Origin of the sequence: Ornithinibacter aureus, from assembly GCF_009858245.1 — a bacterium.
Taxonomy (GTDB): Bacteria; Actinomycetota; Actinomycetes; order Actinomycetales; family Dermatophilaceae; genus Fodinibacter; species Fodinibacter aureus.
This window is the reverse complement of the sequence record NZ_VMSB01000001.1, coordinates 3,213,068-3,234,424: the sequence shown is the minus strand read 5'-3', so window position 1 is coordinate 3,234,424 and position 21,357 is coordinate 3,213,068. Positions and strand designations below refer to the sequence as shown.

Sequence of the window (21,357 nt, the reverse complement as noted above, 5' to 3'; positions counted from 1 at the left end):
GGTGAATAACGTTCTATAGCAGGCTTGTTGACGTCTGACTCACATCGCTGCAACTTTTTGACCAACTCCATACCTTTGACATACCCGACCTTTTCCAAACCACTCCTAGCGTGGTGAACCGGCCACTCAGGGAAGTGGCCGACACCACGTGAGGAGGTAGGCGTGTCGCAGGCCACCAGGCTCCCCGGGCCCGTTGCCGACCTGTGGGACTGGCAGCTCCAAGGGTCCTGCCGACGTGTCGGGCCCGACGTGTTCTTCCACCCCGAGGGCGAGCGCGGCACCAAGCGCCGCATCCGGGCAGGCGCAGCCAAAGAGGTGTGCTTTGACTGCCCGGTGATCGAGGCCTGCCGCAGCCACGCACTCGCCGTGCGCGAGCCGTACGGCGTGTGGGGCGGACTCACCGAAGACGAGCGCGAGTCCTTCTATGCACGGGGCCGCCACATCGCGTCCTGACGTCACCGTCGTGACCGGGACGCCACCAGACCGGGGGCGAGAAGCAGTCCGGGCCGCAGGGGCCGCTTCGACAGATCACACCTGTCGAAGCGACAACCCACCTGCGGCCCGGACAACGTCTCACGGCACGTCGCCGTAGCCTTGACGCGTGAGCACTCCCATCGAGGTCCCCATCCGTGACGAGACCATCCGCCTCGGGCAGTTGCTCAAGCTGGCGGGGGTCGTCGATGACGGAGCCATGGCGCGCGAAGTCATCGAGCGGGGCGTCGTGGCCGTCAACGGCGAGATCGACACCAGGCGCGGCCGACAGGTGCGCCCAGGCGACGTCGTGACGTTCGAGGGCGAGACCCTGCACATCACCGCCGCCCCCTGAGCGACCGCCTCACCACTGAGCCCCGCGCGATGTCGGATGCCGTGGGGCCAGTCAGGCCGGAACGCGCAACTGGGCAATCTTCGTAGTGCGGGTGAGAGCCGTTGACGCAGCGAGCGCGGCCACGCCAGCAACGACGACCAGGACGAACCCCCACACCAGCCACTCCATCCACGGCCACGGGATGGCAACCCAACCCAGCGACAGAGCAGGGTCGTCGGAATGAGGCACCGCCGACAGTCCTGTTCGCCACATCGCCAACGCAGCACTCCCCACGAGCCCGATGAGGATCGCCGGCACCGCGGGAATCACCGACTGGAGCACGAGGGCTCGGCGCAGCACCGACAGCGGAACACCGCTGGCCACCGCTGCCGCGTCCTCGCGCCGGCGCCTGAACGTCGACTCGGCAAGGACGACCAACAGCCCGAACGCGCACAACGCGATGCCGATGACGGTGGCGAGTCGAACCAACCCGAAGGACTGCTCCCAATAGGGCTCCTGAGCCCACCGCGAGCCCAATGAGAGTTCGAACTCCTCATTCAGCCATGACGAGGACCCTGCGATGGCTGCGGCGAGCCCGAGGATGAGCGCCGGGCGCGCCGTTGCGTGCGGCTCCTGGGCGAGGCGCCGGAGTGCGAGCAGGAGTGCCGGGTGTGACGCCCTCGAGGCAGCAGCGGCCGCCACGGACGCAAGGGCCGAACGCCGCGAACGCCTTGCTCTGACGGTACGCACCGACAGCACCGCCGAGGAAGCCGCCGCCAACGTGGCCGCGATGACGGCCAGCACAGGCGCCCACGGGGTGTCCGTGACGACGTTGGGCACCTGCGGTGCAGGGAAGTAGACCTCGTTGAAGACGAACACACCGGAGCCGTCAGCCTCGAGCCCGCGGACCGCGCCGTCGTTGACGGCGACCAGTGCAGCACCCCAGGTCAACACGCCGACGACGGACCCCAGGAAGACAGGGACCACGGCATCCGCGACGGCGACCCTTCGCAGCTCTCGTGGACCTGCACCGGCATCCCGAAGCTGATCGAAGCGCTGACGCTGTTCGATCGAACCCAGCCTCCACGCCTGCCCGGTGAGGTGGAGTGCCGGCAGGGCCATGAGAGCCAGCGCAAAGAGGACGCCGCCACGAGTGCCGGCGTCCGCGATCACCCCGACGCTCACGGGAATCATGCTGTTCACGCCGACCATCAGCAGGCCGAACACGGTGCACACCAGAGCGGCCGTCAAGGCCGACGACACCGCACTACCCCAGTAGCGGAGGCGATCGTTCGGTGTGCGCTGGCGCGACAGCCAGAGGGCTTCGGACCACGCCAAGGTGCCACTCATGCCGTCACCACGCCATCGTGAGTCGGCGCGTCCACGGCGTCTGCCGCGACCACCCCATCGACCCGCCCGTCCCACAGGTGCACCTCACGGTCGGCGTGCGCCGCGACGCGCGCGTCGTGGGTGACGAGGACGACTGCTGCCCCGGCATCCCGGGCGGCGGCGACGAGCTCGGTTGCCACGAGGTCGGACGCCACCGAGTCGAGCGCTCCGGTGGGCTCGTCGGCGAGGACCGCGCGCGGTCGGGTCACCAGGGCCCGGGCGAGCGCCACGCGCTGGCGCTCTCCCCCGCTCATCTGCGCTGCCGTGCTCATCGCGACGTGGTCGACACCGAGCTGCGCGAGCAAGGCCCTGGCCTGCGCGATGGCGTCACGACGAGGGCGCCCCGACAGCAGCGGCGGCATGGCGACGTTCTCCTCACCGGTCAGCTCGGGCACCAGGGTGCCGTACTGGAACACCACTCCCACCTTCTGGCGGCGCAGCGCCGCGCGGCCCTGCTCCCCCAGCGCGCGCAGGTCGACCCCCTAGAGGACGGGCGGCCCGTCGTAGTCGTGGGTGACACCTCGGCAGCTGAGCACTGGTGACGTCATGCGATTTCCCCCTCTAGGTCGTGGATCCGTCGGCGAGCCGACTCGATCCAGCGCAGGTCGGCGTCCAGGTGCGCCAAGGTGTGGTCGGCCGCGAGGACCTCCTGGAGAGCGATGCCGGGTTCGCGCTTGGCCGCAGTGAGCTCGCGCATCCGCGCGACCCGGATGGCGCGTTCACGCACGAGGTGCTCCACGGTGCGCTCAGCCCCTTCGGCCAGGAGCAGCAGCGTGACCTTGGTGGCCACCGGGTTGGCGGTGCGCTCGGGCAGTGGCTCGACCTGAGCCAGCCAGGACGTCAACTCGGCCCGACCGGCATCCGTGATCCGGTAGGCCGTGCGCTCGGGGCCGTCGCCCGACAACGCCGGATGCCGCCCGCTCGGGTGAGCGGACGGCATCCGGTTCGTGCATGGTGCGCCGTCAGGCGGCGCGGTGAGGATCAGCCTCAGTGGCCGTGCCCGTGGCCCTGGCCACCAGCGGCAGCCGGCTCCTCTTCCTTCTTGTCCACGACGAGCGTGTCGGTGGTGAGCACCATCGACGCGATCGAGGCGGCGTTGCGCAGCGCCGAGCGGGTGACCTTGACCGGGTCGATGACGCCGGCCTTGACGAGGTCCTCGTACTCGCCAGTGGCGGCGTTCAGGCCCTGGCCGGGCTCGAGGTCCTGGACCTTGGCGACGGCCACGTAGCCCTGCAGGCCCGCGTTCTCGGCGATCCAGCGCAGCGGCTCGGCCGCGGCCTTGCGCACGATGGCGGCACCGACGGCCTCGTCACCCTCGAGACCCAGCCCGTCGATGACCTTGACGGCCTGGATGAGGGCGGAGCCGCCACCGGCGACGATGCCCTCCTCGATGGCCGCGCGGGTCGCCGAGATGGCGTCCTCGATGCGGTGCTTCTTCTCCTTGAGCTCGACCTCGGTGTGGGCACCGACCTTGATGACGCAGACGCCACCGGCGAGCTTGGCGAGGCGCTCCTGGAGCTTCTCGCGGTCCCAGTCGGAGTCGGTGCGCTCGATCTCCTGCTTGATCTGGCTGACCCGACCCTCGACGTCCTCGTGGGCACCGGCGCCGTCGATGATGACGGTGGTGTCCTTGGTGACGACGACGCGGCGGGCCTGGCCCAGCGTCTCGAGGCTGACCTGGTCGAGCTTGAGGCCGACCTCCTCGGCGACGACCTGGCCACCGGTCAGCACGGCGATGTCCTGGAGCATGGCCTTGCGACGGTCACCGAAGCCGGGCGCCTTGACGGCGGCGACGTTGAAGGTGCCACGCATCTTGTTCACGACGAGCGTGGACAGGGCCTCACCGTCGATGTCCTCGGCGATGATGAGCAGCGGCTTGCCGGACTTCACGACCTTCTCGAGCACCGGGAGGATGTCGGCGATGGCCGAGATCTTGCCCTGGTTGATGAGCACGTAGGCGTCCTCGAGGACGGCCTCCATGCGCTCCGGGTCGGAGACGAAGTAGGGGCTGATGTAGCCCTTGTCGAACTGCATGCCCTCGGTGAACTCGAGCTCGGTGCTCGCGGTCGAGGACTCCTCGACGGTGATGACGCCGTCCTTGCCGACCTTGTCGAACGCGTCGGCGATCGTGGAGCCGATCTCCTTGTCCTGCGCGGAGAGCGAGGCGACCTGGGCGATCTCGTCCTTGGACTCGATCTCACGGGCGGTGTCGAGCAGCTCGGTGGAGACGGCCTCGACGGCCTTGTCCATGCCGCGCTTCAGGCCCGACGGGGACGCACCGGCCGCGACGTTGCGCAGGCCCTCGTGCACCATCGCCTGGGCGAGGACGGTCGCGGTCGTCGTGCCGTCACCGGCGACGTCGTTGGTCTTGGTGGCGACCTCCTTGGCGAGCTGGGCGCCGAGGTTCTCGTAGGAGTCCTCGAGCTCGATCTCGCGAGCGATGGTCACGCCGTCGTTCGTGATCGTCGGCGCACCCCACTTCTTGTCGATGACGACGTTGCGGCCCTTGGGGCCGAGCGTCACCTTGACGGCGTTCGCGAGGGCGTCGACGCCGCGCTCGAGCGACTTGCGGGCGGAGTCGTTGAACTCCAGTTCCTTGGCCATTGCTGTCCTTCGTGATCGGGATGCCGGGCGCGCTCGTCGCGCTGCCTGCGGCGGTTGGTCTGGTGGTCACCGTTACCGGACGCGCCCCGGTGGCACCCGGTGAGCGGGTGCGCACCGGGGCGCGGTCACGGCATACGAGTGCTGCGTCAGCCGACGATGGCGAGAACGTCGCGCGCGGAGAGGATGAGGTACTCCTCGCCGCCGCGCTTGATCTCGGTGCCGCCGTACTTGCTGTAGATGACGATGTCGCCGACGTTGACGTCGAGCGGGACGCGGTTGCCCTTGTCGTCGATGCGGCCGGGGCCAACTGCGAGGACCTCGCCCTCCTGGGGCTTCTCCTTCGCGGTGTCCGGGATGACAAGACCGGACGCGGTCGTCTGCTCGGCCTCGAGGCTCTTGATGACGATGCGGTCCTCGAGCGGCTTGATGGAAACCGACACGGTGTGCTCCTCCCCTGTGGGGTGAGTCGAAAGTGGACGGGACTGCGCGTTCCGGGGCCGCTTCGCCGTCGCGGGGGTCGAGGTGGACCCGGGGGTGCGCTGGCACTCACCGGGGGCGAGTGCCAATGAGGCAAATCTAGGTCGCCGATTAGCACTCGGTCAACTTGAGTGCCAACCGGCGGTCACGGAGGGCGAGGGACACGGCATCCGGTGGGCGGGATGGCAGGATCAGACCCCGTGGACGTCGGCACGGTGAGAGCCCTCGGGTCGCCCGAGGGTCGGGCGCTCCTGCGCTCGCTGCCGCCCTACGACGAGGCCGAGGTGATGCGCCTCGGCGACCGCCTGCGGCGCGAGGGCCACTCCCCCGACCTCGTCGCCACCCTGCTGACCCAGCACCGCCTCCAGGCACGGGCCGTGACCAAGTTCGGCGAGTTCGCCGACGAGATGCTCTTCACCCCCGACGGGCTCGAGCAGGCCTCGCGCCTCGAGGTCGCGGCCACCCACGCCGGGCGCTTCTACAACGCGAGCCTGGCGACCGTGCACGACCTCGGCTGCGGCATCGGGGCGGATGCCGTGGCGATGTCGGCGCTCGGCGTCACCGTGCAGGGGGTCGACATCGACCCGGTCACCGCGGCGATCGCCGACCACAACCTGCGCCCGTGGCCGGACTCGCGGGCCCGGGTCGGGCTGGCCGAGGAGTTCGAGGCACCGCGCGACCCCCTGCGGGCCCGGGTCGGCGTGTGGCTCGACCCCGCGCGGCGGGTGCCGGGGCACACCGGCCGCCACGGGCGGATCAAGCGGGTCTTCCGCCTCGACGAGATCCGCCCGACGTGGAAGTTCGTGCTCCAGGTCGCGACGGCCGTGCCTGCGACCGGGGCCAAGCTCTCCCCGTCGATGCCGCAGGATGCCATCCCGCTCGGCACCGAGGCGCAGTGGACGTCGTTCGCCGGTGAGGTGCTCGAGTGCGCCGTGTGGTGGGGGCCGCTGGCGCAGCGCCCGGGCCGCAGCGCCCGGATCCTGCGGGCCGGCCGGGCGCCGGTCGAGGTCGACGAGGCAGCCGCCGAGCCCGACCCACCGGTCGTGGAGTCACTGGCCTCGGTCGGTCCGTGGCTCTACGAACCCGACCGGGCGGTGACCCAGGCCGGGCTGCTCGGCGCCCTCACAGCGGCCACGCTCGGCAGCGAGGTCGACCGCGGCATCGGCTACGTGGTGTCGCAGGCGCAGGTCGACGTCGACTTCGCCCGCCGATACGCCGTGCTCGAGGCGATGCCGTTCACGGTGAAGTCCCTGCGGGCGTGGCTGCGCGAGCGGGGGGTGACCGGGCTGACGATCAAGAAACGCGGCATCCGCCTCGACGACGACGAGTTGCGCCGCCAGCTGCGGATCGGACGCAAGGCCGGCGACGGCGCCCAGGCCACGGTGATCCTGACCCGGGTGGCCGGGCAGCCGACGGTGCTCGTGGTCGACCCCGCTTGACCTCCTGCCCCGCAGGGTGGGGCCGCGTCAGGTGAGTTCGGGGTCGCGTTGCGCGCCCGGATGCCGTACTGCGGCGGCTCCGGCGGCAAGCGCGGCGTCCAGCCCCTCGGCGCGATCGGCGCCGCGGGCCAGCGCCGCGGCGAGCGCCCCGCAGAAGGCATCCCCCGCCCCGGTCGTGTCGACGACGTCGCTGGGGTCGACCCAGTGCGCCGGCGCCGTGACCCCGTCCCACGAGGCCCCGTTGGCACCGAAGGTCACGAGCAGCGAGCGAGGCTCGGCACCCGCCTCGGCCAGGGCCGCCATCTCGTGCTCGTTGGCGACCACGGGGTCGGCGAGGGCGACGATGTCGGGCGGGAGGGCGGCATACGGCGCGGTGTTGAGCACCACGCGCGCCCCGCGCCCGGCGGCACGACGCACCGCGGCGCACACGGCCAGCCGGTCGACCTCGAGCTGGAGCAGGAGCACGTCGCCAGGGCCGAGGGCATCGACTGCCGCGACCTCGAGATCAGCCACGTGGTCGTTGGCTCCGGGGATGACGACGATCGAGTTCTCGCCGCCGTCGGCCACCGTGACGATCGCCGTTCCGGTGGGCACCCCTGGGCACACGCGCACCCCGGCGACGTCCACGCCCAGGGCCTCGAGCCGGCGCCGGTAGGCAGCACCGCCGGCGTCGTCGCCGACACAGCCCACCATCGCCACCGACACGCCCGCCGCAGCAGCCGCCACCGCCTGGTTCGCGCCCTTGCCGCCGGCCAATCGCTGCAGGCCCTCACCGGCCACCGTCTCCCCCGGGTGCGGATGCCGTTCGACCCGCGTCACGAGGTCGACGTTGAGCGACCCGAGCACGAGCACCCGCCCGCTTCTCTGACCGCTCACGACGCCTCCCCCCGCACGGTGCGCACCCAGAGCTCGGCGATCCGCGGGCCGTCGATCGCCAGGCAGACGTCGACCTGCGCCGGCGCCAGTCCGTGCGGGTCGTGCACCAGGTGACCGTCCCAGTCGCGGCGGTCGACGACGGTGCGCCCGCGGGTCCAGGTGCCGGTGAGCTCGACCCGAACCGGCAGCCGCTGGGTCACCACCGCGTCGGGTTCGATGAGGATGCCGACCGCTCCCGCATCGCCGATCGTCGCCCCCGCGTTGGCGAACCGCCGGTGGTGGAAGGAGATCAGCCCGGCGGCGAGGTCGGCGACCGGGGTGCCGAGCGCGCGCAACCCGTCGACGTGGGTGTCGGTGACGAGCGGGTCGTAGAAGACGTCGAGGCCGTACATGGTCACCGGCACGTCGGCACTCGCGCAGGCGTCGAGGACGATCGCGGTGGCCTCGGGGTCGTGGAAGACGTTGAACTCCGCCGCCGCGGTGGCGTTGCTGATGTCGACCCCACCGCCCATGAACACCACCCGCCCGATGCGCGCGAACGCCTCGGGGTGAACGCGGGCGAGCAGGGCGAGGTTGGTCATCGGGGCGAGCGGCACGACGGTGACCGGCGTGCCGGCCTCGGCCGCGGCGGCGATGGTGTCGCGCAGGAGGTCCAGCGCGGGTCGCGAGTCGGGCGCGAGGGTCGGGGCCGGCATCCCGAGGTCGGCCATGCCGTCGGACCCGTGGACGTGCCGGGCGTCGACGGGGTCCTCGAGCAGCGGACGGGCGGCGCCGACCCCGACGGGCACGTCCCCGCGGCCGGCGGTCTCGAGCGCGGTGAGGGTGTTGCGCACGACGTCGGCGAGCGGCGCGTTGCCCCCGACGCAGGTCACGGCGCGCAGGTCCAGGGCGGGGTGGAGCGCTGCGAGCAGCAGGGCGCAGGCGTCGTCGACTCCGGTGTCGACGTCGAGGATCACGGGCAGGGGCGGCATGGGCTCGATCATGGCGCACGATCGAGTGAGCGCAACATGCCGTGCGCGTCGAGGCAACGCGGCGTGTTGCGCTCACTCGATGTCCCCCGAGGCCCGCCGGTCCGGGGCACTCACGTACCGTCGTCCCGTGACTTCTGCACCAGCACGGCGTTCCGGCGCCCTGGCTGCTGCCCTGACCTTGGTGCTCACCGGGTGCTCGGGCAGCCCGTCCCCGGGGGCGGACTCAACCGCCTCGTCGCCACCGGCCACCTCGTCGGCGACGCCGAGCGCGAGCGTGAGCGCCACGCCCACGGCGAGCGCGACGGCATCCGCATCGCCCGCCGCGTGCGTGGCGGCGACCGTCGAGTCAATGACGGCGCAGCAGCGGCTCGGCCAGCTGCTCATGGTCGGCTTCGACACCAATGCCCCGCTGGACTCGCTCGATGACCTGATCGCCGGCGAGCACGTGGGCAACGTCATCTACCTCGGCGGGTGGGACGGCGCGCCGAAGGTGACCCGCACGTCCACGCACCTGCAGGCTCTGGTCTCGCCGGAGGCCACCGGCGGGGTGGGGCTGCTCATCGCGGCCGACCAGGAGGGCGGCGTCGTGCACCAGCTGCGCGGCGAGGGGTTCACCCGCCCACCGACGGCGTCGGAGCAGGCGAAGATGTCCCCCGCCGAGCTGACTCGTGAGGCAACCGGCTGGGCGAAGGAGATCAAGGCCGCCGGGGTCAACGTCAACCTCGCCCCGGTGACCGACACCGTGCCTAAGGAGATCGGCAAGGCCAACGAGCCGATCGGGCGCTGGGGCCGGCAGTACGGCTCGACGCCCAAGGCTGTGTCGCGGTCGGCGACGGCGTTCCTCGAGGGGATGCTCGAGGGTGGCGTCGAGGCCACGGTCAAGCACTTCCCGGGGCTCGGGCGGGTGCGCAACAACACCGACTTCTCGGCCACCGGCATCACCGACACGGTGGCCACCACGGACGACCCGTTCCTCCAGCCTTTCGCCGACGGCATCGAGGCCGGCGCGGGCTTGGTGATGATGGCATCGGCCCGCTACCCCAAGCTCGACAAGGCCAACCCGGCGATGTTCTCGGAGAAGATCGTCACCGGGCTGCTGCGCGAGCAGATGGGGTACGACGGTGTCGTCATCACCGACGACGTCAACGCGCAGGCGCTGGATGCCGTGCCGGTCGGTGACCGGGCGGTGCGGCACATCGGCGCCGGCGGCGACATCGTGCTGACGGGTGCGGCACCCGATGCCGACGAGATGCTCGAGGCGCTGGCCGCGGAGTCGGCGGCGGATGCCGGTTTCGCAGAGAAGGTCGACGCCTCGGTCGAGCGGGTGCTCACCCTCAAGGAGCGGATGGGCCTGCTCCCCTGCTCGACCACGAAGCCCTGACCCGGCCCTCGGGGGAGGCGCCGACGACGAACCGCACGATCTGGCCGCGTCTCTGCGCCCACTGAGGGCGCGCCACTTCGTCCACGTAGGTCTACTCCGGGTGCGGCCTGCTTCAGGGTCTTGCCGAAGAGTACGAGCGCTATCTCGGTGGACGACGCGACCTGACTCATGCTTGGGGTGGCAACGAGGCAGCCTGCAGCGTCCACACGACTCGCCGACGTCACGGCCGATGCTGTTGTCAGACTGGGTTGACACCCGGGTCGTTGTCAGAGCAGGATGACACTCATGGACCTCGGGCAGGTGGAAGCTGCGGCATCGACCGAAAGTCCCAGTGATGGATTGCGGATGGTTCTGGCCCTGCACCGACTGGCCGACAGGTTGGAGGACCTGCACGTCGCCCGCGCGCGGGAGCAGGGGATGTCTTGGGCAGACATCGCGGTCGAGCTGCAAGTGACCCGCCAGACGGTCCACAAGAAGCACAGCCGCCCACGGGGACGACGGAGATGGAGCAACGATGCTGATGTATGACGACTCGTTCGTCGCGGCGATGACAGCGACCACGGACGAGGCCACCGCCTTGGGGGCACGGATTTACGGCTCGGAGCACGTCCTGCTCGGGCTGCTGGTAGCCCACGACCACGTGACCCAACATGTCGTGGACATGTTCCCCGGCCTCACCGCGCCGGCGGTGCGCGAGGCTGTGCGCGCTGCCCTGGACGACGCCCCGCACCTGGCTCGACTCGGACTCACCCTCCCCGCCGCCTCCGCAACGGCACCTTCTGACGGGGCGGCCAGGGGCACGCGGCCACGCGCCAAGCACACCCCAGAGTTGCAGTCGGCGCTGAACCAGGCGACGGCCAAGTGGGCCCACCTGCGCCGCATCGGGGCCTTGCCCAAGGAGCGGAAGGTGAGCAGCGCGGTGCTGTGGCTCGGGGTGCTCGAACCCTCTGCCCGCGGGCGGCGACTGCTGCATGCGATGGAGATCGACCCGGACGGCGTGCGAGCCGGGGTCCTGTCCGCCATCGTGCCGACAGGTGATGCAGTCCCCACGTGGCCCACTGAGGCGCCCGTCGGTCCGGCCACCCGCTTCACCCATTGGGTGTTCGGCCACTTGAACCTTCCTCGGTGAAGAGCGGTCCGCCCCCAGGAGCGAAACCGCCCGAGCGGCCTTCCGTCACCAAGCCAAAACCCATAGCCGTCACGTGGGGTCATCGGCGTACCTGATCGCTGGCGCACACCTCCAGCGCCGCTGCACGCACCTGTCCCACTTCGCCGCGAGAAGGTCTGGAAGGGTGCGGTCCCAGCGGCAAGGGAGTCCAGGTCTCCTTGGCTTCACGGGTTCCGGGCAGCCCTTGCCGGGAGGTGCTCGACAACGACCGGCCCCGGCGTCCAAGTGATTCCGTGGATCGAGCACAGCGGCGCAAATGGGTCGACTGCCCGCTGCCAAGCGACCGAAAGGCTGGCCGAGATCTCCGCTGCCTCGTCCGGGGATGCCCGGGCGGCCAACCGGCGCAACGCGTCCACGTCAGTGAGCTTGGCCGTGACCTTCCAGGTTGCCGTCCCGTGATCGACGGAGTCGCCCTTGACCTCGCTCTCCACCGACAGGATCCGCAGGGCGTCGGCGTCGAGCGCCTCATCCAGTCCCTCGGTGGGCCAGATCAGCCAGGCCAGCGCATCGAAGACGTCATCAACGGGCACCTCATCCGGTGACGCACCCTCGCCGTCCTCGACGCCCAGGTCCGCGCCTGGCAGGGAGAGCACGAAGCCCTCGTTCGCCCGCGCCGCGGCTTGCAGGGCCCAAGCGTCGGTGATCGCGACCTCGGCGGTGGCGGTCAGGACCCACACCTCTCGGTTCCTCCCGCGCTGCGGCCCTTGGGAAGAGACCTGCGGCTCGCAGTCGGGCACCTCAAAGAGGCCAGGCTGGTCGGCATCCATGCCGACCGACCCTATGCCCGTCAGCCCACATCCGATGTCCGGCGACCAGGGTCGCCGGAGCGATCGTGCGTCACTTCGCCGCGAGACGCGCGAGAGCGTCTGGCGGCCTGTCGACGTGCGATGAGCTGACTGGAGCGAGCCGGGCGCGGTCGCTAGTGTCGCGTCGGTGACCGGTCCATTCTCGTCGGGGTTCGACTCTGTCCCCGGCCAGCGCGCCGAGTTCGGCGAGCTGGCCCGCCAGTCGGGCCGCATGCTCAACGAACTGAGCTTTGCTCAGATCGCCGGGGCGGAGAACCTGTTCACCAAGGCGATGCGAGCGCTCGCCTCTGGGGAGGCCGACCGTGCGGAGCAGCTGATCCAGCGTGCCGCACACATGGCCTACGACGCGCGCGAAGCGGGGTCCCCGGGCGTGCGGGCCGCGACCTTGCTGGTCTACTCCCTCATCAGCGACCAGTTCGAGGCCTGCGAGGTCGATGACATGTCCTGGCTTGACGTGGCCATCGATGTGCATCCAAACCTGGACCCGACGGGTCGTGCCCAGGTAGCGTCGGTGGTTCACGGATTCGTCCTGCAAGGGGAGTTCTTCGACGTTTCCGCAGTCGAGAAGCGACGAATCCACCAGACCTTCGGTGATGCCCCCCTCGAGCCTGAACTGGGCGACGGGCCGAACTCAACGCTCGAGCAGCGGCACGACATCATCAGGTCCCTGGTCATGGCCGCCCTGGCACTGAGGGACGCCTACGCCGCAATCGCAGACGAACGGGGTACCAGAGCCTGAGCCGACGCCCGACCCAGGTCAGAGCGATCTGGCTCCCAATCGCCCGCGTCATACCGCCGCGAGCTTGCCAGGTCAGACAGTCCAGCCCCTTCTGCGTTAGGGCGTTCGGGTCACGGGGGCACCCGCTCGAATCGCCCGCGGGATCTCCGCCACCTCGTCAACAACCGTCCCGAGACGATCCACCAGATCCGACGGAGCGGGGGAGTCGATCATGACGGAGTACCGAATGCCGGTGGAGGACCACTCCTCGTCGAAGCCGCCGTCTGCTTCGACCGCTATGCCGTCCACCACGACGCCGAGCCGCCGCGCCTCACGGTAGGTGTCGTTCAAGACGCACAATGCCACAGACAGGTGAAGCACCTGGGCGCCGTTGGAAGCCTGTGAGACGGTCACTCCCTCGTCGGTCCACTGATGGCCAAGGGCGACGCCTGAAGAGGCGCGCATGGTGCCTGCCGTGGCGCGCACCCCGAATGGAGACAGTTCCATGCCGCGAGTGTGCCGAAGAAGCCGGCTGGCGACTAGGGCGTGTCTCCATAAGTTGAGCGTGGTCGTCGGTGATTGTTGGGCCCATGTCTCGAACCCGAGTGTTGACCGACGCGCAGTGGGAACTGATCTCGCCGCTGATGCCGTCTTCGGATGGCAAGCAGGGCAAGCCTTTTCGTGATCATCGGCAGGTGGTCGAGGGGATCATCTACCGGTACCGCACCGGGATCGCCTGGCGTGACGTGCCGGCGGAGTTCGGTCCGTGGCAGACGGTGTGGAAGCGGCAACCGTCGCTTGGCTGGGGACGGCACCTGGGACCGGGTCCTGGCCGAGTTGCTGGCCGACGCGGATGCTGCCGGGCTGATCGACTGGCAGGTCAGCGTGGACTCCACCGTCACCCGTGCGCATCAGCACGGCACGAACCTGCCCCGAGCGCAGCAGGTCACAGGGGGACCTACCGAACTACAAGAATCTGGGCGAGGAGCCGCCTGACCACGCCGTCGGCCGCTCCCGTGGAGGCTTGTCGACCAAGATCCACCAGCTGTGCGACGGCAACGGCCGGCCGCTGGTGGTGCGGCTCGGGCCGGGGCAGGGCAGCGACTCGCGGATGTTCTCGCACCTGCTGGACGCGCTGCGTGTGCACCGCCGCGGCCGCGGGCGTCCCCGCACCACCCCCGACGCGGTGTTGGGTGACAAGGCCTACTCCAGCCGCGGCCACCGTGCCCTGCTCCGCCGGCGGGGCATCACCGCCGTCATCGCCGAACCCCAAGACCAGAAGGCGAACCGCACACGCCGCGGCGCCAAGGGCGGGCGACCTCCCGCGTTCGACACGCAGCGGTACAAGAACCGCAACGTCGTCGAACGCAGCTTCAACACCTTCAAGCAGTGGCGGGCCCTGGCCACCCGCTACGACAAGCTCGCCCTGACCTACCGAGCCGGAGCTCTCCTACGCGCCGTCCTGATCTGGCTCGACGCGTTAGGAGACACGCCCTAGGGCGGAGGAGGTCACACACGTTCGCGGGGACGCGGCGTCAGAGGCGCTTGACATAGTTGCCAATATCGGTAATGGTTGCTGCCATGGGTGACGACGAGGCGGTGCTGGCCGAACTGCTGCGCGCGCTCGCCGACCCGGTCCGCCTCGCCGTCGTCGACGAGCTGGGCCGCGGGCCGCGCCCGGCCGGTGAGCTCGCCGACGTCGCCGGGGTGTCCGCCCCGACGATGAGCAAGCACCTTCGGACCCTGTTGCGGGCCGGCGTCGTCACCGACGAGCGCCGAGCCGACGACGCCCGGGTGCGGGTCTTCCGCCTCCGCGGCGAGTCGGTCGTCGCGGTCCGGGCGTGGCTGGACCAGGTGCAGGCCGGGTGGGACGAGCAGCTCGCCGCGTTCGCGCGGCACGTGGAGGACCGACGAGAGGACGGGGCGGACGATGGCCGGCACCGGACGTGACGAGGCGATGACGACGAGCTCGGAGGTGAAGGTTCCGGTGCCCCCGGGGGTGGCCTTCTCGGTGTTCACCGACGAGCTGGACCTTTGGTGGGTCCGGGGCCCGATCAACCACTTCTCCGGAGGACGGATGCGGGCGATGCGCTGCGAGCCGGAGGTCGGCGGCCGGCTGCTCGAGGTGTACGACGAGGCGGGTGACGATGTCCTCGAGCTGGCGCGGGTCACGGCCTGGGAGCCGGGCCGCCGGCTGGCGCTGGAGAGCTCGCTCGACGACGTCGCCACGGAGGTGACCTTCGAGCCCGTCGGCGAGGGCACCCGGGTGCGCGTCGTGGCCACGGTTCCGGTCGGCGGGCGCGACGCCGGGGGGACGGTCTGGGCGCGGGTCGTGCCGAAGTGGTTCGGGCCGTGGGTCCGTCAGCGTGACGAGGCCCCGCGGTCGGTGCGCGACATCGCGCGGCTCGGCCTCACGGTGCGCTACGAGCGGCCGGCCGCCGCGGCCCGCTGGCTGGCCGACGTGTTCGGCTTCGAAACCCCCGATTCGTTGCCGCGGGGTGAGGACCCGTTGCCGCACACCGACTACGGGCACCCGTGGCTCGAGCTGCGCGCCGGCGGGGCGTCGGTGGTCATCGAACCGCTGCCCGACGGCGAGAGTGCCCGCAGGGGCGGCGACCGCGACCTGCCCTGGGTGTACGTCGACGACGTCGAGGCGGTCCACCGGAGGGTGCGCGAGCGGGCCGGCGAGGCCGCTGCTGGGACGCTGGGGAGCCCGTGGGGGCTGCCGTTCTTCGACGCCACGGACTGCGAGGGGCGCCGCTGGCGCTTCGCCCAGGCCCGCCCGACGATGTGAGCCGCCGCGTCAGACGACGCAGAGCTCGTTGCCCTCGGGGTCGCGCAGAGGGCGCCACCCTCACGCTCAAGTTATGGAGACACGCCCTAGTGCAGGTGCGTCTCTTCGCCGCAAGTCGGCGTGGTGGGTTAGGTCGTGATGTTGACGGCGTGCGTTGTTGTGGTGTGGGCGCGTTGCTGTCGGGCCATGAGGATTGATGCGGCGATGAGCCAGAGGGGCAGGAGGAGGTAGGTGACGAAGCCGCCGGGTGGGATGCCGGCGGTGCCGAGGGCGCCGAGGGCGCCGAGAATGATGGTGGGGATGGTGAACCACTTCGGCAGCAGGGCCCCGCGGTGTCCGCCGAGCCCGGTCGCGATGAATGCGGTGGCCAGGCCGATGCCCATTCCGGCCCAGCCGAAGAAGTGCACGTAGCTCAGGGCCTTTAGTGCCGCGTCGTCCGCGGCGACCGCGGCGCCGTTGATCAGGCCCCAGTTCCAGGTGACCATCTGCGAGATGCCGGCCACGACCACGAGCCAGCCGCCATAGGCGATGTGCGAGAAGGTCGCCTCGCCGGGTTCGCCCGAGCGCAGCAGGTTGCGCACGGCCGTGGCGAAGATCAGCAGGCTCATGCCCATCAGGACCAGGCATGCCACGCTTGCGTAGTTGGTCGCGAGGTTGTCGCGGACGACGCTGGTGGTGGCTGCTCCTGGCGCGTCACGGGTTGAGGTCCTCTGCAGCGCTGACTGGCCGATCCAGCACAGGCCGGCGACCGCGCCGCTGTATGGCAGGAGGCTCTCGAATGTGTTGCGCGGCATGGTCTGTTCCCTCGCGTTCGTGTACCGGCGTCTCTCACCGGCGGGACAACCTTCGACCGTGACCAGACCCAGCCGCATGATGCAGCCGTCCCGCTCGAGTCGGGAACAGTTCCCGGGAAGGCTGACGGCTGCGGGCACTGCCGCCACAATGGCGACATGGTCTATGGAGCCGTCGCGGTGGGCGCTGGGGTCCCGCTCGCCTTGGGGATTCTTCTGGCGTTGCGCAGTGCCCAGCGTCGGATCGCGTGGCTGCTGCTCGCACATGGCGTATCGGTCGGGTTGCTGCTGGGTGCCTCTCGGACCACGGGCACAGGCACGAGCGCGCAAGCGCTCGATCAGCTGGCGCAAGGCGGCTGGATTCTCCTCTTCCTGTGGCTGGTGCTGGTGGCCTACCTGGTGCCAGATGGCCACCTTCTTTCCGCGGGCTGGCGGTCGTGGGTGGGCGCCGGTGTGGTCGGGGCGGTGCTGTTCGTGGTCGGGGCCGCCGGTGACGCGGACAGCTTCCGAGAGGAGCACCCCGGCCAGGATCCTCCCCTGGGCGCGCTTCCTCAGCCGCTCGCCGACGTTCTCGGTGTGGTCGGTCTCGCTCTGGTGGTGCTGCTGTTCATCGGCTCCGCGATCGCAGTGGGCGCCAGGTTGAAGAGCGCTGTCGGCGTCGTGCGGACGCAGCTGCTGTGGCTGGTCTGGGGTGCTGTGGCTGTTCCGCTCGGACTGATGGTGGGCTGGACCAACCACTTCCTCCTCGGTGACCACGACTGGCTGACTTATGCCGCGTTGACCGTTGTGGCCGTCGCGTTGCCGAGCGTCATCGCCATCGCCGTCCTGCGGCATCAGCTCTTCGACATCCAGGTTGTGTTGAGCCGAACGCTGACTTATGCAGCCCTGATGGTGGGCCTGGTCGTGGTGTACGCCCTGGTGCTCTTCGCCGCCGAGAGGGTCGGCGGCACGAGCACCCTTGGCGGCCTGCTGGCGGTCGGTGTCGTCGCGGTCGCGGTCTCCCCGGCCCACTCCTGGCTGCGTCGGCGAATCGAACGTGCGGTCTACGGCTACCGATCCGATCCACACCGGGCCCTGCGGCTGCTGGCCGACCGCGCCGAGGCCGCTCACGCCGAGACGCTCTCCGCGTCCATCACCGACGCCGTGGCGGAGGCGCTGCGCGTGGAGAAGGTGTGGGTCGACACCGGCAACGCCATCCACGAGGAGCACGTCGTCCGGGTCCCACTGCGACACCGCGGTCAGGAACTGGGCGACCTGGCGCTCGAAGTGCCACCCGGTCGGCGACTCTCGTTAGCCGACATGTCGCTGCTCGATGACCTAGCGAGATACGCCACGGTCCTGGTCAAGGCAAGCCAGGCGGGCGACCAGCTTCGCGTGTCCAGGTCCCGGATCGTCGCCGGCCGCGAGGAGGAACGTCGCCGGCTTCGCCGCGACCTGCACGACGGAATCGGCCCGTCGTTGGCGGCCATCGTGCTGATGCTCAACGCGGCCGGATCCCGCACCGACAGCACCGAACGCAGCGCGCTGCTGGACGAGGCCCGCGCAGAGGCCAAAGACGCCATCGCCGAGGTTCGGCGGCTCGTCGACGACTTGCGCCCGGCCGCGATCGACGAGGTCGGCCTCCTCGGCGCGATCCGCCAGCGCGCCATGGGCCTGTCCGGCGAGCTTGCCATCGAGGTGACCGGACCCACAGCTCTGCCCGCCCTGCCCGCGGCAGTCGAGGTCGCAGCGTACCGGATCGCATCCGAGGCCATGACCAACGTCGCCCGGCACTCCGGGGCGTCCCGCTGCCGAGTCACCATCGCCGTCAACGGCTCGTTGGAGCTCACCATCGCCGACAACGGGCACGGCGTCGAGCAGCCCATACACGGCGGTCTCGGATGGACCTCCATGCGGGAACGTGCCGCCGAGCTCGGCGGCACGTGCACCATCTCCTCTCGCACCCCCAACGAAGGCCTCATCGTGCACGCCATCCTCCCGCTCCACGACACACCGCACCAACCAGCCGACATCAAGGCCGAGCGATGATCCGCCTCCTCGTCGCCGACGACCACCCCGCCTTCCGGCGCGGACTCCAATTCATGCTCGCCGACACCGACGACATCAGCATCGAGGGTGAAGCAGCCACCGGCGCTAAAGCCGTCGAGCTCGCCAACCAGCTCGCTCCCGACGTCATTCTCATGGACCTTCGCATGCCCGACCTGGACGGCATCGAGGCAACCCGTCGGCTCAGCCGCAACAACCCCGCTCCAGCGATCGTCGTCCTGACCATGTTCGAGGACGACGACTCGGTCCTCGCCGCGATGCGAGCCGGCGCCCGCGGCTATCTCCTCAAAGGCGCCGAGCAAGACGAGATCGTGCGGGCGATCCGCGCAGCCGCTGCAGGCGAGGCGATCTTCGGCCCACAAATCGCCCAGCGCGTCATCGACCACTTCACCCACAGCGCCCGCTCGACAACCACGGCGTTCCCCGCTCTGACCGAACGCGAACGGCAGGTCCTCGAACTCATCGCCGCCGGAAAGGGCAACGCCAGCATCGCCCACGAACTGATGATCAACCTCAAGACCGTACGCAACCACGTCTCGAACATCTTCACCAAGCTCCAGGTCTCCGACAGGTCGGCCGCCATCGTCAGAGCACGACAGTCAGGACTGGGCGGCACCTAATCTGGGCGACGGAGGGCACGAGATCAGGCCCGAGCGATTCAAGGAAGCCGCCCATCCGAGCGGCGATGTGCGGATGCACCACCCCGAGCTGCGCAAGGTCGCCGAAGTCGATGACGAGGTCCGTCAGTGGCTAGCCGAGACCTATGCCAACGCGAGAACGTCATCGCCCCACATGCTGCGCGACGCCAACCACAGTGCTGCACTTCGCCGGGTGATGGGCGCAACTGGGGCGGCCGGTCTAGCGAGCGGGTGCGGTTAGCGCATCTCATGTTCGACGCTGAGCACGTCCCCTACTTGGCATTGGAGTACGTCGCAGATGGCGGTGATGGTGCTGAACCGTACGGCTTTGGCCCGGTTGTTCTTCAGGACTGAGAGGTTGACGACGGTGACGCCGACGGCATCGGCTAGTGCCGCCAGGGTCATGCCCCGCTGCTGGAGGAGGTGGTCGAGGTGACAGGTGACCCGGTGTGGTTCGTCGACCGGCATCAGATGAGCCCGTCGACGTCGTCGCGTAGCCGGCTGCCGGTCTTGAAGGCCTCGGCGAGTAGGGCCAGGAGCAGCCCGGCGATGAAGCCGGCCCAGGGGATGTCGATGGTCAGCGCGTAGGCCAGGCCGCCGAGGGGGATGTCACCCAGGAGCGCGCCCTGGATGGAGGTGGCGACGAAGAAGGTGATGGCGGGACCGAGCAGAAGCATGGCCGCAAGGGCTCGGAGCCTGCGGACGTTGACGGTGGAGAAGGGCTCCCCTGCCGCGATCGTGCGCATGACGGCGATGATGAGCCAGCAGCCCGCCGCCAGCAGTAGCACGACCAGGGTTCCGGGTACGAGGTCGAGGAGCCGTTGGGTGGTGCTCGGGTCGGCCAGGGTGACGGTGTAGTCGGCTGGTCCGTAGTTGGTTCCGACCGCGTCGAGCGCGGCCACTGAGACCTCGCTGCGGAATGGCACGGGGATGCCGTCACCGGCGATCCAGCGCTGGATGGGGACCACGATGGCGGCCATCGTGGTGGCCACGACGACTGCCGTGAGCAGGATGGCAAGGCCCCAGCGGTCGCTGCGGTCGAAGGTCCACCAGTCGCGTCGAGGTTTCTGCTGTGCCGGTGGGGGCGTCGGGTTGTGGGCCATGGTGGTTCCTCCTCGGCTGTGTGCATCGACTGTCGATACTACTGATTGACGATATGCATATCGTTTCTCGATGTCAACCCCCAGCGCTCCGGTCAGCGGCCCGCGGATCTCACGAAGGCGTGACGTGAGAATGCTGCCCGCCGGGAGGCGGGCGCGACCCGGCAGCAACACCTGCGATGAAGCGCTCGACGGCCCCTTGATCGGTCTAGGGAATCGCTGATCATCGAGCCATCCCGGGGGTGAGTGGCCCCGAGCGGCCTAATTGGGCGACCTGGAGGCGCGCTCGGCCCCCTGTTCGGCTTTCGGACCCCGGTTTCGGGGTCCTACCGGGTGGTTGCGGGCAGGCTGACGCTACGCCGTCGCCTGGGTCAAAGCGACGGCACGGGCCCGCATCAGCCAGTTCGCCGAGGCGAACAGCATGTGCAGGTGGTTACGGTTCTTGGCGATGCCGCGGTAGCGGGTCTTGACGAACCCGAAGTCACGCTTGACGATCAGGAACGGGTGCTCGACCTTGGCCCGCACACCGGCTTTGCGTGACTCGATCCCACGATCGTGCTCGGGCATCGTCTTCACCACGCCTTTGCGGGCGGCGATGCGCCACTCGATCCCCGAGTGCTGCTCATCACCGGCGATCTCGGGGCGCCTCTCGGCTCCTTGGTAGCCGGCATCGGCGTACACCACCCGATCGTCGACGCGGATGATGTCGCTGATCTGGTCCAGGTCATGGACGTTGGCTGGCGTACAGGTCACCGTGTGGACGCACCCGGTGCCGGCATCAACCCCGATGTGAGCCTTGAACCCGAAGTACCACTGGTTGCCCTTCTTGGTCTGATGCATCCCCGGGTCCCGTTTCCCGGTGGCGTTCTTCGTCGAGGACGGTGCCGCGATGATCGTGGCATCGACGATGCTGCCGCCGCGCATGATCCACCCCTGGTTCTCGAAGATCTCGTTCTGTGCCGCCAGCAGCGCCTGCCCGAGCTCGTGCTCCTCGAGCAGATGACGGAAGTGCAGCAGCGTGGTCGCATCCGGGACCTGCTCAGTGGCGAAGTCCAAACCCATGAACCGGCGCATCGCATACGAGTCATAGATCGCCTCCTCCACCCCCTCATCCGAGAGCGAGAACCACACCTGCAGCAGATACATCCGCAGCATCGTCTCGATCGGCTTGGCCTTACGACCCCGCTTGCCCGGCGCGTCTTGGAAGCAGTGCGGCTCGATAACCCCCACCCACACCGGCCACGGGATCGTGGCGTCCATCGTCTCCAAGAACCGCTCCCGGCGTGAAACCCGCCGCCGGTTGCCGTACTCGATATCGGTGAAACTCGGCTGATCACTGTCCATACCCCATCGT

Annotated in this window: 25 protein-coding genes and 1 pseudogene; 12 read left to right on the top strand and 14 right to left on the bottom strand. The window is 69.7% G+C overall.

From position 1 onward, the window contains the following. The first annotated feature begins 162 nt into the window (after positions 1-162). Together C8E84_RS15495 and C8E84_RS15490 are read left to right on the top strand one after the other, a co-directional pair. Positions 163-453: a WhiB family transcriptional regulator gene (locus tag C8E84_RS15495; RefSeq protein WP_159903535.1), complete on the top strand. Its 291-nt coding sequence runs from the start codon at positions 163-165 to the stop codon at positions 451-453. A 148-nt stretch (positions 454-601) separates the two neighbouring features. Continuing rightward, the gene (locus C8E84_RS15490; RefSeq protein WP_246196975.1) at positions 602-826 is read left to right on the top strand and encodes an RNA-binding S4 domain-containing protein; all 225 of its coding nucleotides are present in this window, start codon (positions 602-604) and stop codon (positions 824-826) included. Positions 827-877: 51 nt separating this feature from the next. Here C8E84_RS15490 and C8E84_RS15485 read toward each other — a convergent pair whose 3' ends face one another. The 5 genes from C8E84_RS15485 to groES form a co-directional block, all read right to left on the bottom strand. Further along, positions 878-1,990, bottom strand: coding sequence for an FtsX-like permease family protein (locus tag C8E84_RS15485; RefSeq protein WP_159903533.1), 1,113 nt, complete (start codon positions 1,988-1,990; stop codon positions 878-880). A 161-nt stretch (positions 1,991-2,151) separates the two neighbouring features. Next, a complete protein-coding gene (locus tag C8E84_RS15480) occupies positions 2,152-2,634 on the bottom strand; it encodes an ABC transporter ATP-binding protein (RefSeq protein WP_281348969.1) in 483 nt (160 codons plus the stop codon). Between the two features lie 104 nt (positions 2,635-2,738). Continuing rightward, positions 2,739-3,134, bottom strand: coding sequence for a hypothetical protein (locus C8E84_RS15475; RefSeq protein ID WP_159903531.1), 396 nt, complete (start codon positions 3,132-3,134; stop codon positions 2,739-2,741). Between the two features lie 47 nt (positions 3,135-3,181). Beyond that, entirely contained in the window at positions 3,182-4,798 is a 1,617-nt protein-coding gene (gene groL / locus C8E84_RS15470; protein ID WP_159903529.1) for a chaperonin GroEL, read from the bottom strand. 146 nt (positions 4,799-4,944) lie between these two features. Beyond that, entirely contained in the window at positions 4,945-5,238 is a 294-nt protein-coding gene (gene groES / locus C8E84_RS15465; RefSeq protein WP_159903527.1) for a co-chaperone GroES, read from the bottom strand. A 219-nt stretch (positions 5,239-5,457) separates the two neighbouring features. On the opposite strand from groES, the gene C8E84_RS15460 reads away from it, so the two are divergent. Beyond that, positions 5,458-6,714 (top strand): class I SAM-dependent methyltransferase, encoded by a 1,257-nt coding sequence (locus C8E84_RS15460; protein WP_246196973.1) that lies wholly within the window; start codon positions 5,458-5,460, stop codon positions 6,712-6,714. Between the two features lie 27 nt (positions 6,715-6,741). Here C8E84_RS15460 and C8E84_RS15455 read toward each other — a convergent pair whose 3' ends face one another. The 3 genes from C8E84_RS15455 to C8E84_RS18245 form a co-directional block, all read right to left on the bottom strand. After that, positions 6,742-7,590 (bottom strand): PfkB family carbohydrate kinase, encoded by an 849-nt coding sequence (locus C8E84_RS15455; protein ID WP_159903525.1) that lies wholly within the window; start codon positions 7,588-7,590, stop codon positions 6,742-6,744. Beyond that, positions 7,587-8,561, bottom strand: a complete 975-nt coding sequence (locus tag C8E84_RS15450) for a nucleoside hydrolase (RefSeq protein WP_159903523.1) — start codon at positions 8,559-8,561, stop codon at positions 7,587-7,589. Before C8E84_RS15450 ends, C8E84_RS15455 begins: the two co-directional genes overlap by 4 nt. Positions 8,562-8,633: 72 nt before the next feature. Further along, positions 8,634-8,945: a hypothetical protein gene (locus C8E84_RS18245; protein ID WP_246196972.1), complete on the bottom strand. Its 312-nt coding sequence runs from the start codon at positions 8,943-8,945 to the stop codon at positions 8,634-8,636. Between C8E84_RS18245 and C8E84_RS15445 the strand changes: the two genes are divergently transcribed. The 3 genes from C8E84_RS15445 (at position 8,911) to C8E84_RS15435 (ending at position 11,071) form a co-directional block, all read left to right on the top strand. After that, positions 8,911-9,942, top strand: a complete 1,032-nt coding sequence (locus C8E84_RS15445; protein ID WP_246196971.1) for a glycoside hydrolase family 3 N-terminal domain-containing protein — start codon at positions 8,911-8,913, stop codon at positions 9,940-9,942. The two genes, C8E84_RS18245 and C8E84_RS15445, sit on opposite strands and share 35 nt — an antisense overlap. Positions 9,943-10,227: 285 nt before the next feature. Further along, complete coding sequence (locus C8E84_RS15440; protein ID WP_159903519.1) at positions 10,228-10,470, top strand: helix-turn-helix domain-containing protein; 243 nt, start codon at positions 10,228-10,230, stop codon at positions 10,468-10,470. Beyond that, positions 10,463-11,071, top strand: a complete 609-nt coding sequence (locus tag C8E84_RS15435) for a Clp protease N-terminal domain-containing protein (protein ID WP_159903518.1) — start codon at positions 10,463-10,465, stop codon at positions 11,069-11,071. The genes C8E84_RS15440 and C8E84_RS15435 overlap by 8 nt, the downstream gene beginning before the upstream one ends. A gap of 203 nt (positions 11,072-11,274) precedes the next feature. Here the strand turns inward: C8E84_RS15435 and C8E84_RS15430 are convergent, their stop codons facing one another. Then, entirely contained in the window at positions 11,275-11,877 is a 603-nt protein-coding gene (locus tag C8E84_RS15430) for a hypothetical protein (RefSeq protein WP_159903516.1), read from the bottom strand. A 250-nt stretch (positions 11,878-12,127) separates the two neighbouring features. Between C8E84_RS15430 and C8E84_RS15425 the strand changes: the two genes are divergently transcribed. Next, positions 12,128-12,655, top strand: coding sequence for a hypothetical protein (locus C8E84_RS15425; protein WP_159903514.1), 528 nt, complete (start codon positions 12,128-12,130; stop codon positions 12,653-12,655). A gap of 96 nt (positions 12,656-12,751) precedes the next feature. Here the strand turns inward: C8E84_RS15425 and C8E84_RS15420 are convergent, their stop codons facing one another. Then, positions 12,752-13,141, bottom strand: a complete 390-nt coding sequence (locus tag C8E84_RS15420) for an OsmC family protein (protein ID WP_159903512.1) — start codon at positions 13,139-13,141, stop codon at positions 12,752-12,754. A gap of 83 nt (positions 13,142-13,224) precedes the next feature. Between C8E84_RS15420 and C8E84_RS15415 the strand changes: the two are divergent. From C8E84_RS15415 to C8E84_RS15405, 3 genes and pseudogenes are all read left to right on the top strand, one after another. After that, positions 13,225-14,132: pseudogene (locus C8E84_RS15415) on the top strand (IS5 family transposase). 83 nt (positions 14,133-14,215) lie between these two features. Next, a complete protein-coding gene (locus C8E84_RS15410) occupies positions 14,216-14,584 on the top strand; it encodes an ArsR/SmtB family transcription factor (protein WP_211675627.1) in 369 nt (122 codons plus the stop codon). Further along, on the top strand, positions 14,565-15,428 hold the full coding sequence (locus C8E84_RS15405; protein WP_211675625.1) for a hypothetical protein: 864 nt from the start codon (positions 14,565-14,567) through the stop codon (positions 15,426-15,428). The genes C8E84_RS15410 and C8E84_RS15405 overlap by 20 nt, the downstream gene beginning before the upstream one ends. A gap of 128 nt (positions 15,429-15,556) precedes the next feature. Here C8E84_RS15405 and C8E84_RS15400 read toward each other — a convergent pair whose 3' ends face one another. Further along, entirely contained in the window at positions 15,557-16,486 is a 930-nt protein-coding gene (locus C8E84_RS15400; RefSeq protein ID WP_159903508.1) for a hypothetical protein, read from the bottom strand. A 198-nt stretch (positions 16,487-16,684) separates the two neighbouring features. Here C8E84_RS15400 and C8E84_RS15395 point away from each other — a divergent pair, with 198 nt between their 5' ends. Together C8E84_RS15395 and C8E84_RS15390 are read left to right on the top strand one after the other, a co-directional pair. Further along, a complete protein-coding gene (locus tag C8E84_RS15395) occupies positions 16,685-18,247 on the top strand; it encodes a sensor histidine kinase (RefSeq protein WP_159903506.1) in 1,563 nt (520 codons plus the stop codon). Beyond that, positions 18,244-18,885: a response regulator gene (locus C8E84_RS15390; protein WP_159903504.1), complete on the top strand. Its 642-nt coding sequence runs from the start codon at positions 18,244-18,246 to the stop codon at positions 18,883-18,885. The genes C8E84_RS15395 and C8E84_RS15390 overlap by 4 nt, the downstream gene beginning before the upstream one ends. Positions 18,886-19,140: 255 nt before the next feature. On the opposite strand, the gene C8E84_RS15385 is transcribed toward C8E84_RS15390, so the two are convergent. The 3 genes from C8E84_RS15385 to C8E84_RS15375 all read right to left on the bottom strand — a co-directional run bounded on the left by C8E84_RS15385 (position 19,141) and on the right by C8E84_RS15375 (position 21,347). After that, positions 19,141-19,371 (bottom strand): helix-turn-helix domain-containing protein, encoded by a 231-nt coding sequence (locus C8E84_RS15385; protein WP_159903502.1) that lies wholly within the window; start codon positions 19,369-19,371, stop codon positions 19,141-19,143. Continuing rightward, positions 19,371-20,006 carry a DUF2975 domain-containing protein gene (locus tag C8E84_RS15380; RefSeq protein ID WP_159903501.1) on the bottom strand — a complete coding sequence of 212 codons (636 nt, stop codon included), beginning with the start codon at positions 20,004-20,006 and terminating at the stop codon, positions 19,371-19,373. The genes C8E84_RS15385 and C8E84_RS15380 overlap by 1 nt, the downstream gene beginning before the upstream one ends. Positions 20,007-20,357: 351 nt before the next feature. After that, complete coding sequence (locus C8E84_RS15375) at positions 20,358-21,347, bottom strand: IS5 family transposase (protein WP_159903499.1); 990 nt, start codon at positions 21,345-21,347, stop codon at positions 20,358-20,360. Positions 21,348-21,357: the final 10 nt, after the last annotated feature.

What these genes read in the sequence shown, in the direction of transcription:
- C8E84_RS15475 (WP_159903531.1), bottom strand. Translation starts at nt 3,134, where the DNA reads ATGCCGTCCGCTCACCCGAGCGGGCGGCATCCGGCGTTGTCGGGCGAC.
- groL (WP_159903529.1), bottom strand. Translation starts at nt 4,798, where the DNA reads ATGGCCAAGGAACTGGAGTTCAACGACTCCGCCCGCAAGTCGCTCGAG.
- C8E84_RS15460 (WP_246196973.1), top strand. Translation starts at nt 5,458, where the DNA reads ATGGCAGGATCAGACCCCGTGGACGTCGGCACGGTGAGAGCCCTCGGG.
- C8E84_RS15450 (WP_159903523.1), bottom strand. Translation starts at nt 8,561, where the DNA reads ATGCCGCCCCTGCCCGTGATCCTCGACGTCGACACCGGAGTCGACGAC.
- C8E84_RS15445 (WP_246196971.1), top strand. Translation starts at nt 8,911, where the DNA reads ATGACGGCGCAGCAGCGGCTCGGCCAGCTGCTCATGGTCGGCTTCGAC.
- C8E84_RS18245 (WP_246196972.1), bottom strand. Translation starts at nt 8,945, where the DNA reads ATGAGCAGCTGGCCGAGCCGCTGCTGCGCCGTCATTGACTCGACGGTC.
- C8E84_RS15440 (WP_159903519.1), top strand. Translation starts at nt 10,228, where the DNA reads ATGGACCTCGGGCAGGTGGAAGCTGCGGCATCGACCGAAAGTCCCAGT.
- C8E84_RS15435 (WP_159903518.1), top strand. Translation starts at nt 10,463, where the DNA reads ATGTATGACGACTCGTTCGTCGCGGCGATGACAGCGACCACGGACGAG.
- C8E84_RS15430 (WP_159903516.1), bottom strand. Translation starts at nt 11,877, where the DNA reads ATGGATGCCGACCAGCCTGGCCTCTTTGAGGTGCCCGACTGCGAGCCG.
- C8E84_RS15425 (WP_159903514.1), top strand. Translation starts at nt 12,128, where the DNA reads ATGCTCAACGAACTGAGCTTTGCTCAGATCGCCGGGGCGGAGAACCTG.
- C8E84_RS15420 (WP_159903512.1), bottom strand. Translation starts at nt 13,141, where the DNA reads ATGGAACTGTCTCCATTCGGGGTGCGCGCCACGGCAGGCACCATGCGC.
- C8E84_RS15410 (WP_211675627.1), top strand. Translation starts at nt 14,216, where the DNA reads ATGGGTGACGACGAGGCGGTGCTGGCCGAACTGCTGCGCGCGCTCGCC.
- C8E84_RS15405 (WP_211675625.1), top strand. Translation starts at nt 14,565, where the DNA reads ATGGCCGGCACCGGACGTGACGAGGCGATGACGACGAGCTCGGAGGTG.
- C8E84_RS15400 (WP_159903508.1), bottom strand. Translation starts at nt 16,486, where the DNA reads ATGTGCGAGCAGCAGCCACGCGATCCGACGCTGGGCACTGCGCAACGC.
- C8E84_RS15390 (WP_159903504.1), top strand. Translation starts at nt 18,244, where the DNA reads ATGATCCGCCTCCTCGTCGCCGACGACCACCCCGCCTTCCGGCGCGGA.
- C8E84_RS15385 (WP_159903502.1), bottom strand. Translation starts at nt 19,371, where the DNA reads ATGCCGGTCGACGAACCACACCGGGTCACCTGTCACCTCGACCACCTC.
- C8E84_RS15380 (WP_159903501.1), bottom strand. Translation starts at nt 20,006, where the DNA reads ATGGCCCACAACCCGACGCCCCCACCGGCACAGCAGAAACCTCGACGC.
- C8E84_RS15375 (WP_159903499.1), bottom strand. Translation starts at nt 21,347, where the DNA reads ATGGACAGTGATCAGCCGAGTTTCACCGATATCGAGTACGGCAACCGG.